Annotated in this window: 19 protein-coding genes and 1 other annotated feature; of the genes, 15 read left to right on the forward strand and 4 right to left on the reverse strand. The window is 40.9% G+C overall.

Features of this window, described 5'->3' with window-relative positions:
- Positions 1-9: 9 nt before the first annotated feature.
- Entirely contained in the window at positions 10-591 is a 582-nt protein-coding gene (locus EAF07_RS01860; protein ID WP_121834603.1) for an HD domain-containing protein, read from the forward strand.
- Positions 592-634: 43 nt separating this feature from the next.
- On the opposite strand, the gene EAF07_RS01865 is transcribed toward EAF07_RS01860, so the two are convergent.
- From EAF07_RS01865 to EAF07_RS01880, 4 genes are read right to left on the reverse strand one after another with little or no spacing between them, the layout of a single operon-like run.
- Positions 635-1,285 (reverse strand): amino acid ABC transporter permease, encoded by a 651-nt coding sequence (locus EAF07_RS01865; RefSeq protein ID WP_121834604.1) that lies wholly within the window; start codon positions 1,283-1,285, stop codon positions 635-637.
- Positions 1,286-1,297: 12 nt separating this feature from the next.
- Entirely contained in the window at positions 1,298-2,002 is a 705-nt protein-coding gene (locus EAF07_RS01870) for an amino acid ABC transporter permease (protein ID WP_121834605.1), read from the reverse strand.
- Positions 2,003-2,015: 13 nt separating this feature from the next.
- Positions 2,016-2,804: a transporter substrate-binding domain-containing protein gene (locus EAF07_RS01875; RefSeq protein ID WP_121834606.1), complete on the reverse strand. Its 789-nt coding sequence runs from the start codon at positions 2,802-2,804 to the stop codon at positions 2,016-2,018.
- A gap of 8 nt (positions 2,805-2,812) precedes the next feature.
- Positions 2,813-3,580 carry an amino acid ABC transporter ATP-binding protein gene (locus tag EAF07_RS01880; protein WP_121834607.1) on the reverse strand — a complete coding sequence of 256 codons (768 nt, stop codon included), beginning with the start codon at positions 3,578-3,580 and terminating at the stop codon, positions 2,813-2,815.
- Between the two features lie 721 nt (positions 3,581-4,301).
- On the opposite strand from EAF07_RS01880, the gene EAF07_RS01885 reads away from it, so the two are divergent.
- From EAF07_RS01885 to EAF07_RS01950, 14 genes are all read left to right on the forward strand, one after another.
- Positions 4,302-5,444 (forward strand): cysteine desulfurase family protein, encoded by a 1,143-nt coding sequence (locus EAF07_RS01885; protein ID WP_121834608.1) that lies wholly within the window; start codon positions 4,302-4,304, stop codon positions 5,442-5,444.
- 3 nt (positions 5,445-5,447) lie between these two features.
- A complete protein-coding gene (gene thiI, locus EAF07_RS01890; protein ID WP_121834609.1) occupies positions 5,448-6,668 on the forward strand; it encodes a tRNA uracil 4-sulfurtransferase ThiI in 1,221 nt (406 codons plus the stop codon).
- A gap of 98 nt (positions 6,669-6,766) precedes the next feature.
- Positions 6,767-6,838 (forward strand) — a sequence feature (ribosomal protein L21 leader region).
- 34 nt (positions 6,839-6,872) lie between these two features.
- On the forward strand, positions 6,873-7,187 hold the full coding sequence (gene rplU / locus EAF07_RS01895; RefSeq protein WP_121834610.1) for a 50S ribosomal protein L21: 315 nt from the start codon (positions 6,873-6,875) through the stop codon (positions 7,185-7,187).
- A 34-nt stretch (positions 7,188-7,221) separates the two neighbouring features.
- A complete protein-coding gene (gene rpmA / locus EAF07_RS01900) occupies positions 7,222-7,512 on the forward strand; it encodes a 50S ribosomal protein L27 (protein ID WP_027972895.1) in 291 nt (96 codons plus the stop codon).
- Positions 7,513-8,207: 695 nt separating this feature from the next.
- On the forward strand, positions 8,208-9,062 hold the full coding sequence (locus tag EAF07_RS01905; RefSeq protein ID WP_121834611.1) for a GNAT family N-acetyltransferase: 855 nt from the start codon (positions 8,208-8,210) through the stop codon (positions 9,060-9,062).
- A gap of 54 nt (positions 9,063-9,116) precedes the next feature.
- The gene (locus tag EAF07_RS01910) at positions 9,117-10,031 is read left to right on the forward strand and encodes a LysR family transcriptional regulator (RefSeq protein WP_121834612.1); all 915 of its coding nucleotides are present in this window, start codon (positions 9,117-9,119) and stop codon (positions 10,029-10,031) included.
- Complete coding sequence (gene lspA, locus EAF07_RS01915; protein WP_121834613.1) at positions 10,028-10,486, forward strand: signal peptidase II; 459 nt, start codon at positions 10,028-10,030, stop codon at positions 10,484-10,486. Before EAF07_RS01910 ends, lspA begins: the two co-directional genes overlap by 4 nt.
- Entirely contained in the window at positions 10,477-11,367 is an 891-nt protein-coding gene (locus EAF07_RS01920; RefSeq protein WP_121834614.1) for an RluA family pseudouridine synthase, read from the forward strand. Before lspA ends, EAF07_RS01920 begins: the two co-directional genes overlap by 10 nt.
- 804 nt (positions 11,368-12,171) lie before the next feature.
- Positions 12,172-12,693 carry a bifunctional pyr operon transcriptional regulator/uracil phosphoribosyltransferase PyrR gene (pyrR, locus tag EAF07_RS01925; RefSeq protein ID WP_121834615.1) on the forward strand — a complete coding sequence of 174 codons (522 nt, stop codon included), beginning with the start codon at positions 12,172-12,174 and terminating at the stop codon, positions 12,691-12,693.
- Between the two features lie 2 nt (positions 12,694-12,695).
- Positions 12,696-13,628, forward strand: a complete 933-nt coding sequence (locus EAF07_RS01930) for an aspartate carbamoyltransferase catalytic subunit (protein ID WP_121834616.1) — start codon at positions 12,696-12,698, stop codon at positions 13,626-13,628.
- 325 nt (positions 13,629-13,953) lie between these two features.
- Positions 13,954-15,039 carry a carbamoyl phosphate synthase small subunit gene (locus EAF07_RS01935; protein WP_121834617.1) on the forward strand — a complete coding sequence of 362 codons (1,086 nt, stop codon included), beginning with the start codon at positions 13,954-13,956 and terminating at the stop codon, positions 15,037-15,039.
- A gap of 143 nt (positions 15,040-15,182) precedes the next feature.
- Positions 15,183-18,359 (forward strand): carbamoyl-phosphate synthase large subunit, encoded by a 3,177-nt coding sequence (carB, locus tag EAF07_RS01940; protein WP_121834618.1) that lies wholly within the window; start codon positions 15,183-15,185, stop codon positions 18,357-18,359.
- A gap of 139 nt (positions 18,360-18,498) precedes the next feature.
- Positions 18,499-19,227, forward strand: coding sequence for a TraX family protein (locus tag EAF07_RS01945; RefSeq protein ID WP_220702222.1), 729 nt, complete (start codon positions 18,499-18,501; stop codon positions 19,225-19,227).
- Between the two features lie 285 nt (positions 19,228-19,512).
- Complete coding sequence (locus EAF07_RS01950; RefSeq protein ID WP_121834620.1) at positions 19,513-22,929, forward strand: S8 family serine peptidase; 3,417 nt, start codon at positions 19,513-19,515, stop codon at positions 22,927-22,929.
- Positions 22,930-23,246: the final 317 nt, after the last annotated feature.

Raw genomic sequence — 23,246 nt, forward strand, 5'->3', positions numbered from 1 at the left:
GAGGACAATGTGACAGAATTACAAGCCCAATGGAACTTTTTTAACGAAGTCGAAAAACTTAAAACCATTACGCGTCAAAATCAAACCTTGGACAAGCGATTTGAAAATTCGGCAGAGCATTCTTGGCAATTAGCGCTGATGGCGGTCACACTACGTCAGTATTTTTCAGAAACAGTTGACATGGAAAAAGTGATGACCATGTTACTCTTGCATGATGTCGGTGAAATTGGAGTAGGTGATACTTCTGCATTTGATGAGATTGGAAAGTTAGACTCTTATGAACGAGAGTTGGCATCAGTAACACAGACCTTTTCTTTTTTACCAATGGAACAAAAAGAATATTATCTAAATCTTTGGCAAGAGTTCGAGAAAGGTCATTCGGTTGAGGCTAGATATGCAAGATGTGTTGATGCCATAGCACCGCTGATGAACCATCTTTTAATTGCAGAAGAAGGTGATAATCCAGACGGACTGACTAAAACTCAGGTCTTAGCTAAGAAAGCCTTCATTGAAGCTGAGAGTCCAGATTTGTGGCAATGGGTACTTGATATGATTGATCAAAGTGTCGAAAAAGGATTGTATTTGCCCTAGAAGATATGAAAAAAGGCTAGAACAAAGGGTTCTGCCTTTTGGTTTACTCTAAACTACTTGCCCAGCTTTTGGCTAAGTGGCGGGAGTAGCTTGAAATGGCAAAATTGATGAGGAAGTAGGTTCCTGCAACGATAGCATAAAGGGTAAATACTTGTCCTGTTTCAAAGTATTTTCCCATGAGAATTTGACTTTTTCCGAAAAATTCTTGCAGGGCGATTACGGTGTAAAGGAAGGAGGAGTCTTTAATAACCGTGACAAATTGGGAAATAATAGCTGGTAACATTTTCCGAAAGGCTTGGGGGAAAATGATATAAACAAAGATTTGGATATGGTTAAATCCTTGAGCGAGTCCTGCCTCTGTCTGCCCAGTAGGAATAGCGTTTAGCCCTCCGCGAATAATTTCTGCTAGCGCAGCCGAGGTAAACACTGTAAATGCGATGATACCTGCTGGTGTTGATTTGACTTGAAAGACCAGAAAAATAATGAAAATCCACAAAAGATTTGGGACATTTCTGACAAACTCAATGTAGATGCTGGCTGGGATGCTCAGCCATTTTTTCTGATGATTACGCATGAGCGCCAAAATGCTACCAAAAAGCGTTGATAAGATAATGGCGCAGAAAGAGATATACAGGGTCAGTCCTAAACCGCTTAATAAAAAGCTTAGGTTGGTTAATGTGAAAATATCAGACATAGCATTCTCCTTTTAGAGGTGATAGGCTTTCTTGTTTTGAGCTTCAATACGACGTCCCCAAGCCGCAACTGGGAAGCACATGATGAAGTAAAGAAGAGCAGCAGAAGCAAAGGCAGGGACGTAGTTTGTTGTATCATAGGCCCAGTTTTTGGCGGTAAACATGATATCTGCTCCTGAAATAATGGCAACTGTTGCCGTATTTTTAATCAGGTTAACCACTTGATTAGTCAGAGGTGGTAAAATAGAGCGAACCGCCTGGGGAAGAATAATCAACCACATTGTCTCTTTTTGAGAAAAGCCCTGCGATAAGGCAGCTTCTGTCTGACCTCTTGGTACAGATTCAATACCAGAGCGAATGACCTCAGCAATGTACGAACCGTGGTAAAGCCCAACACAGATAACAGCTGTGAAAAAGGTGTTAATGCGAATAGCACCCTCGGTCACAATGGCTAGTCCATAGTATAGGAAAACAAAGTGAACTAGAAGGGGAGTATTTTGAAAGACCTCGACATAAATTCTAGCGATTAAACGGACGAGAGGGAGGCGGTGGCGATTTAGCATAGCAAATCCTGTTCCTAATGCAAGTGCTAAAATCAAGGCGCCAGCTGCCGTACCTAAAGTGTATAAAAAACCAAAGGCAAATTCGTCAAGATGGTCTAGCAAACCAGTCCAGCGTTCCAAAGCCCAAGGGCTAAGAGGTGCAGTTGTTAATATCATATGCGCTCCTTTCTTAGTTGGTTGGCTCAGCTGGTGTCAATTCAAATTTATCGTAGATTTTTTGAAGACTGCCATTCTGACGCCATTTCGTTAATTCTTGGTTGATAAAGTCAGTGAGATCGGTATTTGTTTTTTTAGTTGCAATGCCGTAGGCTTGTGTGTTAAAACCATCATCTAGCATGCGATTACCTTTATGGACATAGCCTGATAAAAGAGATTTATCAACGGAAAAGGCATCGATACGTTTGGCTTGAAGAGACATGGTTAATTCAGGATAAGAGCCTAGCTGAACAAACTTAAAGGATAAGCCATTTTCTTCTGCGTAGGCTTTTAAATTCGCCTTAGTTGTTGCCCCTTGAGCAACGCCGATGGTCAAACCATCTAAATCATCCATAGTTTGAATTTTACTTTTTTTGCGGACGAGAAAACCAATTTGGTCATAGTAGTAAGGATCGGAGATGCTAAAGCTAGCCTGACGTTGCTCTGTTATGGTGTAAGTGGCAATGATAATATCAACTTGTCCGTTATCCATAAGCGGTTCACGAGTTTGGGTGGTTACAGGAGTGTACTCCACCTTAACTCCAAGGGATTTTGCTAATTTTTTGGCAATATCAATTTCCATGCCTTCAAATTGATTAGTCTCAGCATTGAGGTAGCCAAAATTTGGGACATCTTGCTTCACACCGACACGAAGGACGCCAGCTTTTTTGATCGCATCAACCTTATTGGTATCGGCTGAGACGCGGGTAACACCGATAGTTGTTAGAAGTAAAAGCAGGGCAGAAAGAAGCCATTTTTTCATAGAATCACCTAGCCTTTCTTGCTGACTTTTTCAGAAGTGTGATTGATAATTTTGCTGAGAAATTGCTGGGCGCGTGGTTCGGTTGGGTGTTCAAAGAAAGCGTTGACGTCAGTAGTGTCAACCAGAACAGTTCCTTGATCCATAAAGATAATACGGTCAGCAACTTCACGAGCAAAGCCCATTTCATGAGTGACGACGACCATGCTCATACCCTCAGTTGCCAAGTTTTGCATGACGGTAAGAACATCACCAATAGTTTCTGGGTCGAGGGCAGATGTCGGTTCATCAAAAAGGAGAAGTTCAGGTTGCATGGCAAGACCACGAGCAATGGCGACCCGTTGCTTTTGTCCACCAGACAGGGTGGCAGGGTAATAGTCTTTTCTGTCCCACATATTTACATAGGTTAGGTATTTTTCGGCTAAAGCTGTCGCTTCTTTGTCAGAGAGTCCTAAAACCTTTTTTGGTGCAAGTGTTACATTTTCTAACACATCTTTGTGCGGATAGAGGTTGAAATGTTGGAAAACCATACCAACTTCTTTACGAAGTGTTTGGAGTTCTTTAGATTTAATCTGAGAAACTTCGTGCCCATTGACAAGAAGGTTTCCAGAATCAATCGTTTCAAGAGCATTGATCGTGCGAATAAGTGTTGATTTTCCAGACCCAGAGGGACCAAGAAGTACAACAACCTGTCCTTTTTCAATGGATAAATTAATATCACGTAGGGCGTGATAGTCACCATAATATTTATTGACGTTCTTAAATTCAATCAATGCCATAAGACACCTCCAAAAATGATTTATGTTATATAATATAACATGAAAGTAAGATATCACAAATAGAAAACGGTGTCAAGTATTTGTGTGGAATTTTTAGAAAATTCTAATCTTTCATTGATTTTGGATGACTGTCAATTATGCTTATACTCATTCAAAATCAAAATTAGAATTTTAGAACTTCTAATATCATTGAGATAGTGACGAGCGTAGCGAGAAAAAATGTTTCTTTCGCTATAGTGGTATTCTTAGCAGTGAAATTGTCCAGTGGACAGTTTCACCCCCACGAGGTTGGGACATAAATATCTCAACCTTCTATTTTTAATGGTAATAACAGATTGACGCAGTGGTTGATTGGAGGTCCTAAACCCTTGCTACGCAATCGTTAGCGGCCATCCTAATCAACTGTGCGGAGGTGGGACGACGAAGTCAATTTCTTCGAAATCATGACTTCTGTCCCACTCTCTATCACCACTGCGGAAAGTGCTAGTTGTGGCGACTTCGTCGCTCGTAATGATTGCAGAAAATACCAGTAATAAAATATTATAAAACAACCATATATTGAAGAGGAATTCATTGTGACTGAGACATTTTATCTTAACGAGTTTACTATTTTAAAGCTAAAACACTATATCAACCGTTCAATCGTTTTCTTATCTTAATTACTAACAGATTGCAAGACATGTGGTATAATAGTGAGGATTGATTTTATGGAGAGAAATAGATGATTTATTTTGATAATGCAGCCACAACGCAGCCTTATCCTGAGGCACTTTATACTTATCAAGAAGTGGCAACTAAAATTTTCGGAAATCCGTCAAGCCTACATAGTCTTGGCGACAAATCAACACGAATTTTAGAAGCCTCTCGCCGACAAATTGCAGAGCTTTTAGGGAAAAAACAGGAAGAAATCTTCTTTACCTCTGGTGGGACGGAGAGTGATAACTGGGCGATTAAGGGTGTGGCTTTTGAAAAAGCACGCTATGGCAAGCATATTATCGTTTCTGATATTGAACATCCTGCGGTTAAGGAATCAGCGACATGGTTAAAGACACAAGGATTTGACATTTCCTACGCTCCGGTTGATAAGGATGGCTTTGTAGATGTTGACCAATTGGCAGGGCTTTTGAGACCAGATACGATTTTAGTATCTATTATGGCTGTTAATAATGAAATTGGTTCTGTTCAGCCAATTCAAAAGATTTCAGAGCTGTTAGCGGATAAGCCCACAATCACTTTTCATGTGGACGCCGTACAGGCTATCGGTAAAGTTCCAGTAGAGGTTTTCTTGACAGAGCGTGTTGATTTGGCATCGTTCTCAGGTCATAAATTCCATGCTGTCCGTGGTGTTGGTTTCCTATATAAAAAGTCAGGTAAGAAAATCGCACCGCTTTTGACAGGGGGAGGGCAAGAAAAAGACCTGCGCTCAACGACTGAAAACGTGGCAGGTATCGCCGCCATGGCAAAAGCTCTGCGTTTAACCTTAGATAAGGCAGAAACAGCAACTGTTAAAATTGCAAAAATGCGAGAGGTTATTCGCGACGAATTGCTGCGCTATGAAGATATCACGGTCTTTTCAGGAAATGAACAGTTTGCTCCTAACATTTTGACCTTTGGGATTAAAGGGGTGCGAGGAGAGGTTGTGGTTCATGCGTTTGAAGAGCATGAAATCTACATTTCAACGACGTCAGCCTGTTCATCAAAAGCTGGTAAACCAGCAGGGACTCTGATTTCAATGGGAGTTTCGACCAAATCTGCACAAACAGCTGTTCGTATCAGTCTTGATGATGATAATGATATGAGCCAAGTGGAACAATTTTTGACCGTTTTTAGACAAATTTATGACAAGACAAAGAAAGTGAGATAAGAAATGACCTTAGTGTATTCAGAAATTATGGTTCGTTACGGTGAACTATCAACAAAAGGGAAAAACCGTATGCGTTTTATCAACAAATTAAAACGCAATATTCAAGATGTGTTATCCATTTATCCAGAGGTCCACGTCACTGCTGACCGCGATCGTTGCCACGTTTTTCTCAATGGTCAGGACTATGCACCGGTTGCAGAAAGCCTCAAGCAAATTTTTGGTATCCAAGCCTTTAATCCGGTTTATCGCCTTTCTAAAGACGTCGCTGTTTTGGAAAAAGCGGTGCAGGAAATCATGACTGGTTTGTATAAGGAAGGATTGACTTTTAAGGTAGCAGCGAAGCGTGCGGATCACAGCTTTGAGTTGGATAGTCGTGAACTTAACCATGCGTTGGGAGACGCTGTTTTTCGTGCTCTGCCATCCATCCAAGCCCAAATGAAAAAGCCAGATGTGACACTCAAGGTTGAAATCCGTGACGAAGCAGCTTACATTTCCCACGAAGAAATAAAAGGTGCTGGTGGTTTGCCAGTTGGTACTTCTGGTAAGGGAATGCTGATGTTATCAGGTGGTATTGACTCTCCTGTGGCTGGCTACCTTGCCCTCAAACGAGGAGTAGATATTGAAGCTGTTCACTTTGCAAGCCCACCTTACACCAGTCCAGGTGCCCTCAAGAAAGCCCATGATTTAACCCGTAAGCTAACGAAATTTGGTGGAAATATCCAATTTATCGAAGTTCCTTTCACTGAAATTCAAGAAGAAATTAAAGAAAAAGCCCCTGAAGCTTACTTGATGACCTTGACGCGTCGCTTTATGATGCGAATCACAGACCGTATCCGTGAGGAAAGAAATGGCTTGGTGATTATTAATGGTGAAAGCCTAGGACAAGTTGCCAGTCAAACCTTGGAGAGCATGCAGGCGATTAATGCGGTGACTAACACGCCAATTATTCGACCAGTTGTTACGATGGACAAATTGGAAATCATTGACATTGCCGAAAAAATTGACACCTTCAATATCTCCATCCAACCGTTTGAGGATTGTTGTACTATTTTTGCCCCAGACCGTCCAAAAACAAATCCTAAAATAAAAAATGCCGAACAGTATGAACGCCGCATGGATGTCGAAGGGCTGGTTGAAAGAGCTGTTGCAGGAATTATGATTACAGAAATCACACCACAAGCCGAAAATGATGACGTTGAAGATTTGATTGAAGATTTGTTGTAATTTTTATAGAAAAAATGATAAATAAATGTTATAAATCGCAACAAATTTCTTGAAAAAGATAACTAAGAGTGTTAGAATAGTAACGTTGACTAAATGCACATCCTGTGCAACCGCGCGAGTCCCGTTTTAAGTGGTTTGTCCCACGGTACAAGGCGAGTCTTCACAGAGGGAAACCTCACATTAAAAATTTATAGGAGGTGCATCATGAGCACATACGCAATCATCAAAACTGGTGGTAAACAAGTTAAAGTTGAAGTAGGTCAAGCTATCTACGTTGAAAAAATCGACGCTGAAGCAGGCGCAGAAGTAACTTTTAACGAAGTTGTTCTTGTAGGCGGAGAAACTACTAAAGTTGGTACTCCAGTCGTTGAAGGTGCAACAGTTGTTGGTACTATCGAAAAACAAGGTAAACAAAAGAAAGTTGTTACTTTCAAATACAAACCTAAAAAAGGTAGCCACCGTAAACAAGGTCACCGTCAACCTTACACAAAAGTTGTTATCAGCGCTATCAACGCGTAATCTGGCAACTGATTTATAGGAAAGGACAAATATTATGTTGAAAAATCTTGAAAACTTGCAACTTTTCGCCCACAAAAAAGGTGGAGGTTCTACATCAAATGGTCGTGACTCACAAGCAAAACGTCTTGGTGCTAAAGCAGCTGATGGACAAACTGTAACTGGTGGTTCAATCCTTTACCGTCAACGCGGAACTCACATCTACCCAGGTGTGAACGTAGGACGTGGTGGAGATGACACACTTTTTGCAAAAGTTGAAGGTGTTGTACGCTTCGAACGTAAAGGTCGCGATAAAAAACAAGTTTCTGTTTACCCAATTGCGAAATAATTTAGTTTAACTAACAGAAAAAGTAGGATTTCCCAAATGGGAGGTCCTATTTTTCTTGAAAAAAATTTGATATACTACGTACATCAAGTATTGACCAAATGCTCAATACTCATACTGAAAGAAATAAACACGATTAGATAATAGGACTCTAATACTCATCCAAAATCAAAATTAGCATTTTATAATCTCGAATGTCATTGATAAATCACCGAACGAAGTGAGGCTAACATGTTTCTTTCGCTATAGTGGTATTCTTATTAGTGAAACTGTCTGGTGGACAGTTTCAGCCTGAGGTTAGAAATCAAAAAGCGAGGGTAATTGGCTTGATAAGAACGGATTTTTGGGAGAACTACAGAAATTGAAAGTCAATTTCGTAGTAGTTCTCCCGCAAGGATGTTTAGGGGGGGCGCTGTCTAGTAGTCGACAAGTACAGCCAATCATCCACTGCGAAAAACAGGCTCAAAAAATAGCAATGAAACTCTCTAAGAGGTTTTGTTACTGACTTTGTCAGCTTCATTTCCCACCTCAAAAGGTTCCCCAAATCTTATCGACTGTGACGAACTCTGTTCGTCTTATTTCCCACCTCCAAAGGTCTCCCAGACCTTTGGAGCGTCCGCACTTTTAAGAAAGAAACAAAAAAGGAATTTTTGAATTTGGTTAAGTATTAATTCTAAGTATCTACACAAGGAGAAATCATGAAAATTATTGTAACGAATCAGTTATCAAAACAGCAGGAGCAAGAAGTGCGCCAATTAATTGCTGAAATTAGGGACTATGATAACTTTACACGCGAGCCATATCTTTCAAATATGCTCAATTTTGATCAAGACATGCCCGCCTTCTTTTTAGTTTATGAAAAAAATGAGCTTCGTGGTTTTTTGACCGTGTATGCAGACGACCCTAATGAAGTGGACTTATTTATTTGGGTAGCACCAGCGTATCGTCGTCAGGGACTTGCGCGCCAGCTTTTTGAAAATTATAAGGAGTCAACAAGAGATTACGGCCTTGGAAAACCAAGTTTTAATATTGAGCGTCATTTTTTGACTAATAATCCTTGGTTGCTATCTGCTTGGCAGGTCAATGAGACTAATGAAAGTGAATTTTGGATGAGCCGCGGTTGTGATAAAGTAGCGCTAGAGGAAAGGTCTGATATTAGGGTGTGTCAGGCTGACTTACAACATCTGGAAGCGATCGCAAAGTTTCAATCTGAAACCTTTGAAGAAGACTTGGAGTTGTGTCGTCAGTATGCGCGTGAGGCGATTGAGGATGAAACGAGTCTTCTTTATGTTGTTTTGCGAGCTGAAGAGGTTATCGCCTCTTGTACGGTTGATTTATCATCAGGCGATCAACTTTTATATGGATTGGCTGTTAAAAATGCTGAGCAAGGCAAAGGTATTGGGACTTACATGACTAAGTATATTCTTAATGATCGTATTGAGAATGATAGTCGTCCTTTTCAAATTGCAGTGGAGGCTGACAATGTTGTTGCTAAACGTTTGTATGAAAAACTTGGCTTTGTTATTGCCTCAGAAATTACTTATCTTAGATAAACTAAGCCTGCATTGTGCAGGTTTTTTTTTGTAAAATTTGCTATAATAGTTCTCATGAATATTCAACAATTACGATACGTTGTGGCGATTGCAAGCACGGGGACTTTTCGTGAGGCAGCGACCACACTTTATGTTAGTCAGCCTAGTTTGTCAGTTGCTGTCAAAGACCTTGAGGAAGAGCTTGGTTTTAAAATTTTCAAGAGAACCACTTCGGGTGCTGTTTTGACGACACGTGGGACGATTTTCTTTGAAAAAGCACAGCGCTTGGTGGCGAATTTTGATTCCTTTGAAAATCAGTACACCTATAATAAATCTGGTCAAAAAGAGTTTTCGATTTCGAGTCAGCATTATGATTTTTTGCCTCCTGTGATTACCAAGTTTTCAGAGGCTTATCCAGAATATGCCCACTTTAGGATTTTTGAATCAACGACGGTTCAGATTTTGGATGAGGTGGTAGAAGGGCATAGCGAGCTTGGGATTATCTACCTCAATGAGCAGAACCGCGATGGCATTTTACGTAAAATGGAAAAGCAGGGCTTAGAATATGTGGAGCTCAGCCATTTTCAAACGCACATTTACCTACGAAAAAAACATCCGTTGGCGGTTAAATCGAGTCTAACGATGGACGATTTAGCGGGTTTTCCGTCTGTTCTCTTTACACAGGAGAAGGATGAGTACCTTTACTATTCTGAAAATTTAGTTGACCGAAGCGATTCGACTACTGTTTTTAAAGTGACCGACCGCGCTACTTTGAATGGTATTTTAGAACGTACGGATGCTTATGCCACAGGTTCTGGTTTTCTTGATAGTGCCAGTGTTAATGGGATTACTGTTATCCCATTAGAAGGGGCTACAGATAATCAGATGGTTTACGTCAAGCGTGCAGAAATGGATTTATCAGCATGTGCAGAGAAATTTGTCTCTGTCATGAAAGCCTACTTTAATGATTTAGAGGAGGACAAGTCATGAGAAAATATGTGATTCCAACAATGATTGCTATGTTGATTGCTCTGGATCAGTTGAGTAAATTTTGGATTGTGGAACATATTGCGTTAGAAGAGGTTCAGTCTTTTTTACCTCCGATTTTTAGCTTGACCTACGTCAGAAATTATGGCGCAGCTTTTTCCATGTTGCAAAATCAGCAATGGTTCTTTGCTCTCGTCACAGTTGTTGTGATTGGTGCAGCTATTTATTATCTGATTAAAAATATTAAGGGAAATTGGTTGCTGTTGCTTGGTTTGATCCTTGTGATTTCAGGGGGACTAGGTAATTTTATTGACCGTGTACGACTAGGCTATGTGGTCGATATGGTACATTTGGATTTTGTGGATTTTGCGATTTTCAACGTGGCGGACTCTTACCTAACGGTCGGAGTAGCTGTGTTGGCATTAGCATTGTGGAAAGATGAGGAAGCATGGAAGTAGTTGTAAAAGAAGGTGGTCATCGTCTTGATAAGACAGTGGCAGAGTTGACGGAATTGTCACGCGCTCAAGCTAACGAAGGCATTAAGGCTGGGACGATTTTGGTCAATGGCAAAGCTGTCAAGGCAAAATATGCTGTCAAAGCAGGTGATATCATCACTTATGAAGTACCAGAAGAAGAAATTTTAGAGTACGTGGCAGAAGATATTCCTTTAGATATTGTTTATGAGGATGAGGATGTTGCTGTGGTTAATAAACCACAAGGCATGGTCGTTCACCCATCTGCAGGTCACACAAGAGGAACTTTAGTCAATGCCCTTATGTACCATATCAAAGATTTATCGTCTATCAATGGTGTGGTTCGTCCAGGAATTGTGCACCGCATTGACAAAGATACCTCTGGCTTGTTAATGGTTGCTAAAAACGATGTCGCTCACAATGCCCTAGCAGAGGAATTAAAAGCTCAAAAGTCACTTCGTAAATACCTTGCTATTGTGCATGGCAATTTACCTAATGACCGTGGTATGATTGAGGCGCCGATTGGCCGTTCTGAAAAAGACCGTAAAAAACAAGCCGTTACTGCTAAAGGAAAACCAGCAGTGACACGTTTCCAAGTCTTGGAACGTTTTGGGGATTACACGCTAGTAGAATTGACGCTAGAAACAGGTCGCACCCATCAAATTCGTGTTCACATGGCCTATATTGGACACCCTGTTGCTGGTGATGAAGCCTATGGACCACGTAAAACCCTTAAAGGTCACGGTCAGTTCTTACACGCCCAAACCCTTGGATTTACCCATCCAAGAACAGGAGAATTGGTGCAATTCACCGCACCTGTACCTGCCATTTTCCAAGAAACCTTGGAGCAGTTAAGAAAAGGATAGCGAAAGCTTGTCGGCAAATGCCGATGAGTTTTTGTTTGGGCTGATTGGTTTATCTATCAAGAATACTGATTATACTCCTCCAAAATCAAAACTAGCAGTTTAGAACCTCTAATATCGTTAATAGGCCACCGAACGAAGTGAGGCTAAAATGTTTCTTTCGCTATAGTGGTATTATTATTAGTGAAACTGTCCAGTGGACAGTTTAGCCCAAGCTTAGAAATCAAAAAGCGAGGGTAATTTGCTTGATAAGAACGGATTTTTGGGAGAACTACAGAAATTGAGAATCAATTTCGTAGTAGTTCCCCCGCAAGGATGATTAGGTTGGACGCTGTCGAGCCGTCGACAAGTTCAGCCAATCATCTACTGCGAAAAACAGGCTCAAATCTAGCAATGAAACTCCGTAGGAGGTTTTGACGCTGAATTCTTCAGCTTCATTTCCCACCTCAAAAGGTTTCCCAAACCTTATCGACTGTGACGAACTCTGTTCGTCTTATTTCCCACCTCCAAAGCTCTCCCAGACCTTTGGAGCGTCCGCACTTTTAAGAAAGGAACAAAAAAAGTAAATTTTGAGTTTTGTTAAGTATAAAATTCAGAATGAAATTGTTTTTTTACTTGCTATTGTTCAGTTTTTTGTCTATAATAGGGATAATTAAAAATCCTTTAACATCGTCCCGTGAGGCGATTAAGGAGAGCTTAAAAAAACAGGCAATAGCGGTGGGTTAATTGTCTCTATTTTTCAGTGTCTCCTTGGAAACAAGGGGATTTTTTGTATCATTAGCGCTTCATTTATCAGGAGGGATTATTATGAAGAGTAAAGAAATCATCGATGATGTGACGATGAAACGTGCCATCACGCGCATTACTTATGAAATTATTGAACGCAATAAGAACCTAGATAATATTGTCTTAGCTGGTATCAAAACACGTGGTGTTTTTATAGCCAAACGTATTCAAGAGCGTCTATCTCAACTTGAAAATTTAGATGTTCCATTAGGAGAGCTTGATATCAAGCCTTTCCGTGATGACATCAAGGTTGAAGAAGATACCACTGTCATGTCGGTTGATATCACGGATAAAGATGTTATCTTGGTTGATGATGTGCTCTATACAGGGCGTACCATCCGCGCGGCCATTGACAATCTTGTTAGTCTCGGTCGTCCTGCGCGTGTGAGTTTAGCGGTCTTGGTTGACCGTGGGCACCGTGAATTGCCAATTCGTGCCGACTATGTTGGGAAAAATATTCCGACCAGCAGTAGTGAAGAAGTCATTGTTGAAGTGGTCGAAGTGGATGGCAAAGACCGTGTCACTTTAGTTGAGGAGGCATAAGCATGCCCATTGTAGATGATAAGGTAGTGCTAAAACATTTAGTGTCGATGGAGCACTTAAGTGCAGAAGAGGTTCTAGGTTTAATTTCTCGAGGGATTTCTTTAAAAAATGGCAGAGCTTCACATGCATTGGAGCATCAGGTATTTGTTTCGAATCTCTTTTTTGAAAATTCGACGCGCACCCATAAATCATTCGAAGTCGCAGAGAAAAAACTGGGACTTGATGTGATTGATTTCCATGCTGAAACAAGCTCCGTTAATAAAGGGGAGACCCTCTACGATACAGTGCTGACATTAGATGCTCTAGGTGTTGACATTTGTGTGATTAGGCATTCAGAGGTTGATTACTACAAACAGCTCATTGGGAGTGCTACGATTTCAGCTTCCATTGTTAATGGTGGTGATGGATCTGGTCAGCACCCAAGTCAAAGTTTACTTGACTTAATGACGATTTATGAAGAATTTGGTCGTTTTGAAGGCCTAAAAATTTGCATCGCGGGAGATATTACGCATTCTCGTGTGGCAAAGTCAAACATGCAAATTTTAAAACGCTTGGGAGCGCAGCTTTATTTTGCAGGACCTGTTGAATGGTACTCAGAAGAGTTTGACAGCTACGGTCAGTACATTGCTATTGATGATGTCATTGAAGAACTTGATGTGATGATGTTGTTGCGAGTGCAGCATGAGCGTCATGATGGTGATGGGACCTTTTCAAAAGAAACATATCATCGTCAATTCGGTTTGGATCAAGAGCGTTATCAACGTCTTAAAAGCTCTGCTATTATCATGCACCCAGCCCCAGTAAACCGTGATGTGGAGATCGCTGATAGTCTGGTCGAAGCTGAAAAATCACGGATTGTGAAGCAAATGACTAACGGTGTCTTTGTGAGAATGGCGATTTTAGAAGCGATTATGAGAGGGCGGAAAGAACAATAGCAAGGTTCTCGGTTAGTTTTTAGATATTTAATGTTGTCCTGTGAGGCGACAAATAGAAAGACCTACCACTTTCCAAGGGCTACTAAAGTAGCTCCTTGTCAAACGCCAATCACTATGGTGACTTGGCTATGTCAGGCACTAGCTCGAAAACAACTGAACGATCGCAGTTGTTTTCTCACATCGGAGTGACTCATTCACGCTATTTAGACAGAAGTATTTATTTAATGCTGTCCAGAGAGACAGCAAATAGAAAGGAGAAGCTTGTTAGCGATGCTAGCGGGCGGGGATTAAGCTGAGTAACATTAGCATCCCTTAAAGTAAAACAATGGCAAAACGATTATTGATTTTAGAAGACGGTACTGTTTTTGAAGGAAAAGCCTTTGGTGCGGAATGTGATGTGACTGGAGAGATTGTCTTTAGCACAGGTATGACTGGCTATCAGGAGTCAATCACCGACCAATCTTATAATGGACAGATTTTAACCTTTACTTACCCATTGGTGGGAAATTATGGGGTTAACCGTGATGACTATGAATCCATTACGCCGACTTGTAAAGGGGTAGTAGTTTCTGAAGCAACACGACGAGCAAGCAACTGGCGTAATCAGATGACCTTGGATGACTTTTTAAAGTCTAAAAATATTCCTGGTATCTCTGGCATCGACACACGCGCCCTAACTAAAATTATCCGTCAACACGGTACAATGAAAGCGACGCTTGCTAATGGTGGTGAGTTAGCACATTTACAAGAACAGCTTAAAGCTACGGTTTTACCTACAAATAATATCGAGCAAGTTTCCACTAAAACTGCTTACCCTGCTCCAGGAGTTGGTAAAACGATTGTCCTTGTTGATTTTGGTTTAAAACACTCAATCCTACGTGAGTTTTCAAAACGTGATTGTAATGTGACGGTTGTTCCTTACAACACAACGGCAGAAGACATTTTACACCTCGATCCAGATGGTGTCATGTTGTCAAATGGTCCTGGGGATCCGACAGATGTTCCAGAAGTTTTAGAGATGATACGTGGTGTTCAAGGTAAAATTCCGATTTTTGGTATCTGTATGGGACATCAGCTCTTTAGCCTAGCAAACGGCGCTAAGACTTATAAGATGACATTTGGCCACCGTGGTTTTAACCATGCGGTGCGTGAGATTGCGACAGGTCGTGTTGATTTCACCAGTCAGAACCATGGGTTTGCAGTTGATAGAGACAGCTTACCAGATTGTCTAATGGTTACGCACGAAGAAATCAACGATAAGACCGTTGAAGGGGTTCGCCACCGTGATTTTCCAGCCTTTTCAGTCCAATTCCACCCAGATGCAGCACCTGGTCCACATGATGCTAGCTATCTCTTTGATGAATTTCTTGAGATGATTGATGCTTGGAAATTGGATAAGGTAACGGAATAGGATATCCAGAAGTTATGATGATAGACAGTCTTTAAGCTCCTACGAATTGAAACAATTTGGAACGGTTTGTCGAAGTTGTTTTCTTGTGTCGGAGCCACTATTTAATTCTATCCAGAGAGATAGGAAATACGAAAGGAAATAAGATGCCTAAGAGAAAAGATATTAAAAAAATTATGGTGATTGGGTCTGGTCCGATTATTATCGGTCAGGCAGCTGAGTTTGACTACGCTGGAACACAGGCCTGTCTGGCTTTGAAAGAGGAAGGTTATAGCGTTGTTCTGGTCAATTCAAACCCTGCAACCATCATGACGGATAAAGAAATTGCGGATAAGGTTTATATTGAACCGATTACCTTAGAATTTGTCACACGCATTCTCCGTAAGGAGCGACCTGATGCTCTTTTACCAACCCTTGGTGGACAGACTGGTTTGAATATGGCCATGCAACTTTCAAAAGCTGGTATTCTTGATGAACTTGGTGTTGAGCTTTTGGGGACAAAATTGTCTGCTATTGACCAAGCTGAGGACCGTGACCTCTTTAAACAATTGATGGAGGAGTTGGAGCAGCCGATTCCTGAATCTGAGATTGTTGAAACAGTTGAAGAAGCGGTAGCCTTTGCCAACAGCATTGGTTACCCTGTTATCGTCCGCCCTGCCTTTACCCTTGGTGGTACAGGTGGTGGGATGTGTGCCAATGAAGAGGAACTTCGCACCATTGCTAAAAATGGCTTGAAGCTCTCGCCTGTAACCCAGTGTTTGATTGAGCGTTCCATCGCTGGTTTCAAAGAAATTGAATATGAAGTGATGCGTGATGCCGCTGATAACGCCTTAGTTGTGTGTAACATGGAGAACTTTGACCCAGTTGGTATCCACACAGGTGATTCGATTGTATTTGCGCCAACGCCGACGCTGTCTGATATTGAAAATCAAATGCTCCGTGATGCCAGCCTAAAAATCATTCGCGCCCTTAAAATCGAGGGAGGCTGCAATGTTCAGTTAGCACTCGACCCTCACAGCTTCAAATACTATGTCATTGAAGTGAACCCGCGCGTGTCTCGTTCATCAGCGCTAGCTTCAAAGGCAACAGGTTATCCGATTGCCAAATTGGCAGCCAAAATTGCAGTTGGTTTGACGCTTGACGAGATGATTAACCCTGTTACAGGGACGACTTACGCTATGTTTGAGCCAGCACTTGACTATGTGGTGGCAAAAATTCCACGTTTCCCATTTGATAAGTTTGAACACGGTGAACGCCGCCTTGGGACACAGATGAAGGCGACTGGAGAAGTCATGGCAATTGGTCGTAACATTGAAGAAAGTCTTCTGAAAGCCTGCCGTTCTCTGGAAATTGGTGTTCATCACAATGAAATGCCAGAACTAGCAGATGTGACAGATGATGCTTTGGTTGAAAAAATTGTTAAAGCTCAAGATGACCGTCTTTTCTACTTATCAGAAGCCATTCGCCGTGGTTATACGATTGAAGAATTGGCAGAGCTGACAAAGATTGATATTTTCTTCCTAGATAAGCTCCTTCATATCTTTGAAATCGAACAAGAGCTGGCAACACATGCTGGTGATGTAGCGTTGCTCAAAGAAGCCAAACGTAATGGTTTTGCAGATCGTAAAATTGCAGAGCTTTGGAACATGGTGACAGCAGAGGTACGAGCTCTTCGCCTAGAGAATAAGATTGTCCCTGTTTACAAGATGGTAGATACCTGTGCGGCTGAATTTGAAAGCTCAACGCCGTACTTCTACTCAACCTATGAGTGGGAAAATGAGTCTGTCAAATCAGATAAAGAGTCAGTGATTGTACTTGGTTCAGGTCCAATCCGTATCGGACAAGGTGTCGAGTTTGACTATGCGACGGTGCATTCTGTCAAAGCCATCCAAGCAGCAGGTTACGAAGCGATTATCATGAACTCAAATCCTGAGACGGTATCAACAGACTTCTCAGTCTCTGATAAACTCTACTTTGAGCCACTCACTTTTGAAGATGTGATGAATGTGATTGAGTTGGAACAACCAAAAGGCGTCGTGGTACAATTTGGTGGTCAGACAGCGATTAACCTCGCAGAAGCGCTATCAAATGCAGGTGTAACTATTCTTGGTACCCAAGTTGAGGATTTGGATCGTGCCGAAGACCGTAAGCTGTTTGAAAAAGCTCTGAAAGACTTAGGCATTCCACAACCACCTGGTCAGACAGCAACCAATGAAGAAGAAGCTGTTGCAGCGGCTCGCCAAATTGGTTTCCCAGTATTGGTACGTCCATCTTACGTTCTCGGTGGACGTGCCATGGAAATCGTCGAAAATGAAGAGGATTTGCGTAGCTATATGCGTACAGCTGTAAAAGCAAGTCCAGAACACCCTGTTCTCGTTGACTCATACCTCGTTGGTCGTGAGTGCGAAGTAGATGCGATATCTGATGGGAAAGATGTCTTGATTCCTGGTATTATGGAGCATATTGAGCGTGCCGGTGTCCACTCAGGTGACTCAATGGCTGTGTACCCACCGCAAGGATTGTCCAAAGAAATTCAAGAAACCATTGCTGACTATACCAAACGTTTGGCTATTGGGCTTAACTGCATCGGGATGATGAACATTCAGTTTGTCATCAAGGATGAGACGGTTTACGTGATTGAGGTTAACCCACGCGCTAGTCGTACGGTTCCATTCTTGTCTAAAGTGACCGATATTCCAATGGCACAAGTGGCGACCAACTTGATTCTTGGCAAATCATTAGCAGAGCAAGGTTATGAAGATGGACTTTATCCAGAAAGTCCGCTGGTTCACGTCAAAGCACCAGTCTTCTCCTTTACAAAATTAGCTAAGGTAGATAGCCTTCTTGGACCTGAGATGAAGTCAACAGGGGAAGTCATGGGTTCTGATGTGACCCTTGAAAAAGCCTTATATAAAGCCTTTGAAGCGAGCTACTTCCACTTGCCAGAATTTGGAAATGTGGTCTTCACCATTGCTGATGATACTAAGGAAGAAGCGCTAGCCTTGGCAAAACGCTTTGATCGTATTGGTTACAATGTCCTTGCGACAGAAGGAACAGCTAAATATTTTGCAGAAAATGATTTAGAGGCACAACTTGTTGGTAAAATTGGCCAAGATGATACCGACATTCCAAACCTTGTTCGTCAAGGGAAAGTACAGGCAATCATCAACACCGTAGGTACCAAACGTACCGCAGATGAAGATGGACAAGTTATCCGTAGCTCTGCCATTGCCCAAGGCGTGCCACTCTTCACAGCCTTGGACACCGCAGAAGCTATGCTTCAAGTCCTCGAAAGCCGTGGCTTTACAACACAGGCGATATAAACTATCAGAAGATGGGCTAAAGTCTTAGTTCATCTTCTTTTTTATGGCTAAATTAAATCTAAGAATGGTATAATAATAACAACTCAAGTGGTAGTGAGGTGCTATAATGAAAAAATGTTTTACCAGTAGTACGTTGAAAATGGTAGCTGTTGTAGCAATGGTGTTGGATCACTTTAGTCAAATTATATTGGAACAGGGGATTATATTAACAGCACCGTATTCAATGCTTACGGATGCACAATTTTCAATTCTGTTATTCGTTTCTGAATTGTTTCATATTTTGGGTAGAGTGGCTTTTCCTATTTTCTGCTTTTTGTTAGTAGAAGGTTTCTTGTGTACTCGAAGCTTGAAAAGGTATTTTTTAAATTTAGGGGTATTTGCTGTCCTATCAGAACCTATCTACGATTTAGCGTTAACTGGGAAACTTTTTAGTCTCCGTCAGCAAAATGTGCTATTTACCCTGTTATTAGGTTTAGCAGTTTTGACAGTTATTCAACACTATAAAGGAAATGTCATCAGGAGTAGTTTGGCTGTATTGTTAGGAGCTACCTTGTCGTATATTTTTTCATTTGACGGCTGGTATTATGGCATTTTTCTGATTTCTGTATTTTATCTTTTTCGTGATAAACCTGTATTAAAAACAGTTTTAGCGGCTTTGGTTATGTACATTTGTGGCTTGGATTTTTCAATACAAGGCCTTATGGAGCCAAATTTCTTATTATCGGTGTTTTCGTTATTATTTATTAATTTGTACAATGGCGAGCGGGGACTACAATCAAAATATTTCTTCTATTGGTTTTATCCAGTGCACCTATTACTACTCATACTTATCAATACATATATTATTATCCCGATTATTAGTAGGTAGGTAAGAATATGGATAGTTTAACTTGTTCAGATAAGTTGACATAAGGTTGGATGATATCCAGCCTTTTTGACAGTTGTTGAGTTCAAGGCTAATGAATTACTCATTATTTTATGAAGTTTTTTTCTTAAAAAATCTTAAAACATCCCAGAAACATTAATTTAAAATAAAGATTATAAAGATAACGTTTAGATAACATTAGGAATAGATTTGATTTTAGTATTGCTATTGAAAGGTGTAAATAATTTCTGTAAGATTGAGGTACGATAAGAATTTGGAGGATTTATTTTGAAACATCAGTCTTATAAGAAACGTAAATGGATGGGAGTCACTTTGATGGCTACCAGTGTTTTGTTGTGGCATAGTGGTGTGGCTTCGGCCAATCAGATTTCGGAATTGGGAACAGAAGAAGTCTCACAGCCAGTATTTTTACCTGTTCCAGAAAAAGCGGAAGTAGAAAACTCAGAAGCTGCTGTTTCAGAAAGCGCTTTGGTATCTGAGGAGTCATCTGATACTGCTCAAGAAAAAGCGTCAACTGTTCAAGGAGTGACACCTGAGGTTAATGATCTATGGCAAGCAGCAGGAAAAGGTGCTGGAACAGCTATTGCTGTGATTGATGCTGGGATTGATTTATCTCATGAAGCTTTTCAAGGTAACAGTTCAGAATCAGGTCTTTACCCAACAAAGGAAGCTCTAGAAGCGAAGAAGAAAGAAGCTGGCATTGACAGAGGGCAATGGCATAACGAGAAAATCGTTTACAGCCATGATTACAGTAGCAATGTCAAAGTGACAGATACGGATCATGGGACACATGTGGCAGGTATTGTCGCAGGTCAGTCTAAGCATGCTCTTGGCAATCAATTTGTTGTTGAAGGCTTATCACCTGAAGCACAACTTCTTTTTATGAGAACCAAGTTAGCAGGACGTTCTCAGCGTTTGGAAAATTCTAAACAATACGCTCAAGCGATTAAGGATGCGGTAGCATTGGGTGCGACAGCTATTAATATGAGTTTTGGAAATACGGCAGAAGCTGAGCAAGAATTATCAGAAGAAGCCCTTCAAGCCATTAAAGAGGCTAAAGAAAAAGGTGTTGCTATTGTTGTATCAGCAGGAAACGATGGTGCCTTTGGAGGCTATGATCGTAAACCGAGTGCTGAAAATCCTGATTTTGGGATTATTGGAACCCCGGCAACATCAGAAAATGTGCTAACCGTAGCTTCTTACGTTCCAGAAAAACTCGTTGCAGAAGTGGTTACAGTAACAACTCCTACTACTGAACCAAAACGTTTGGCCATTCAATTGACAGCACCATTAGATAATCAAAAGGCGTATTCCTTTGTTGTTTTGAAAGAAGGAGAACAGGCTGATTATAGTAATCAAGATGTTGCAGGAAAAATAGTCATTGTTAACCGTGGAGGCGCACTCTCATTCGCAGAAAAAATGGCAATGGCTGCTAAACATAAGGCAGCAGGTATCATTATTGTTAACCACTTGGAAGGACGTTCGTTAGAAAGTTTGCCACAAGGGGATATTCCAGCAGGATTTATGACCTTCGAAGATGGTGTAATCTTGAAAGGTATGACCGATGCTAAGCTCACCTTTACAGGTGATTATGGCCAATTTACCTTACCTAAAGGTGCCTACATGGATGATTTTTCAAGTTGGGGATTGACTGCAGATGGTCATATGAAACCGGATATCGCTGCACCAGGTCATGGGATTTATTCATCAATTTCTGGTAATAAGTACGAACCTTGGTCAGGAACAAGTATGGCAACACCGCATGTGACAGCTGTAATGAACTTATTGCTCAAACATGTGGAAACAAAATTTGCACATTTAAACCTTACTCCAGAAAAACGTTTGGAATTGGCAAAAGCTTTATTGATGTCAACGGCAAATCCAATTAAAAATGTTAAAGCTGGAACCTTTATTTCCCCACGTCAGCAGGGTGCAGGTGCACTTGATCTTTCAAAAGTTGTGAAATCAGATACCTATGTTACAGGTAATGGTCAACAGACTAAAATCCACTTAAATGATGTGGCAACCACATTTGAAATCCCAGTCATGGTGCACAATCTTGGTGACACACCAAAAACGTTTGATTACCATGCAACAGTGATGAGTGATCAGGTTTCTGATAAAGCCTTTACGTTATCACCTCAGCATGTTCTCGATACAGCTAAACAACGTGTCATCGTTGCGCCGCGTAGCAGTCAATTGGTGACGCTTAAGGTTGACGTATCGTCAGCAGATCAGAAATTGCAAGCTGAGATGCCAAATGGTTACTTCCTAGATGGTTTTGTACAGTTTAAAGCCGTTGATGCTCAAGGAGTAGATATGAGTATCCCATTTGTTGGCTTTAGAGGAAACTTTGCAGATTTACCTGCTGCTGAAGAAGCTATTTATAACCGTCTTGAAGGCACATTCTATTACCAACCTCAAGAAAAGACTAATGAATTTGATTTAAAATATGGTAATTTTGTAGAAAAAGGCTTTACTGCTTTAAAATCACACTATAAACCATGGTCTGCTGTAGGAGCTGGTTTATCAGATGAAGATGCTCCAGAATCAGAAGTGAATACGGTTTTAGGGTCATATGAAAAAATAGATGATGAAAACAAACGTCTTTTAATTCATCAAGGTGATAAACCTTATCTTGCTATTTCTCCAAATGAAGATGGTAATATGGATACCGTTACTTTCCAAGGAACTTTCTTTAGAAATGCCAAGGGCTTAAAAGCTCAAGTGCTTGATAAAGAAACAGGTGACGTGATTTGGGAAAGTGATAACGAAGCAATCGCTCATAAAAACTACAATAAGAGTGATGAAGTTCAGGGAGCTGTTGAATATACCAACACGAGCTGGGATGGCACGAATAAGGATGGCGAAACTGTAGCGAATGGTACCTACATTTATCGTGTCCTCTACACGCCAATGACAACAGGTGCTAAAGAACAACATATGGATTTTGAAATCATGGTCAATGTGACAAAACCAGCTCTTCCTCAAGTCGTGAATTATAACAAAGAAACACGTCAATTGACTGTCAGTCAACCAGAAGTAACAGGCTTGCCAATTTACCGTCAGCGTCTAGCATTCCTTTCACTAGACGAGGAAGAAGGTCTGTATAGCGTGGTTTATTTACCAATCGCTGAAGATGGTACCGTTACAATTCCAGAGATGACTGAAGACGATATTGAAATCACATTAGAAAATGTGAGCTATGTTGTCGAAGACATGGCTGGAAACTATAATCAAATGCCTTTGCTTGAGTTGATTGAAAAAGGCAAAGCTCCAGAGATTATGGACGAAGAGAAAGAACCAGAAGTTGAGTTTCACAGAGCTCCAGAAGTTTCTCCACATCCAGAAAGCAAGGGTGAAACACAGCCAGAAGCTAAGGATGACAAACCATCTGAAATCGCTCCAAAATTGGACGATAAAGAGACGAAGCAAGAAGATAAATTGTCGTCAGAAGTGAAATCTCTTGAGACAGGTTCAGTTCACTCAACGTTGGCAACTACTGTTTCGAAAACTCCAAATCAGTTTTCACGAGTAGCTAAGAAGCAATCGCTAACTTCTAAGACAGCAGCATTGCCAAAAACAGGTGAACAAACAGCTATCGGAGCTATTTCAGCTGGCTTATTGGCAATCGGTGGAGCTATTCTTAGCATGGCTTATCGCAAGAACACTCGCAAGCGTTAATGGCTAAAAATGTGATTTTCTCTGTGACAAAGAGAGAACCAATTGACTGTTTTCTACAATCTATAATATTGTGAATACATTCTAAGTTTGATTGGTATAGAATTTAGTGTCAAAAGCCAAATATCAAAGAAGTTGGGAATATTTTTCTCAGCTTCTTATTTTTAGTATGAATAAATATCATTGATACCGTGAACCAGCAGTCATATCACTTATAAAAACTAGCGACTGCGAGACATTAGAAGTGGTGATTAATACTTGTCAAAAATCAAAAATTACTTTTTTGCTTCTTTCTAAAAAGTGGCGGACGCTCCAAAGGT

The organism is Streptococcus hillyeri (genome assembly GCF_003686955.1).
GTDB lineage: Bacteria > Bacillota > Bacilli > Lactobacillales > Streptococcaceae > Streptococcus > Streptococcus hillyeri.